The organism is Dellaglioa sp. CoH-56-MRSF-12 (assembly GCF_056782075.1).
This window is the reverse complement of record NZ_JBXAYD010000013.1, coordinates 1-246: the sequence shown is the minus strand read 5'-3', so window position 1 is coordinate 246 and position 246 is coordinate 1. Positions and strand designations below refer to the sequence as shown.

Genomic DNA, 246 nt, shown 5'->3' with positions numbered 1-246 from the left:
TTCATGCTTCTGCCACTCTTGCGTGAAAAACACACGTTTTTCTTTTTCGCTCATCTTTTATCCTTCGTACGGGTCATCCCCGTTGTCGTAACATTGCTCGATACGCGCGGCCTCGGCTCGGAGTTCACGGGCCCTGTTCTCGTGATGCGGCACGCACTCACCATAGTCTGAGGCGTCGGCAATCGTCGCCTGATAGTCGTGGTAGTCGGCGGCAACGCGCAGCGCTTCGGGCGACGCGGCCAGCCA

General features: G+C 58.1%; 1 protein-coding gene. It reads right to left on the bottom strand.

The genetic code is table 11. The features are described from left to right. Window positions 1-57 precede the first annotated feature (57 nt). Window positions 58-246, bottom strand: a 189-nt coding sequence (locus tag AC1RPY_RS07595; protein ID WP_481763082.1) for a hypothetical protein, incomplete at its 5' end; no start/stop codon positions are given.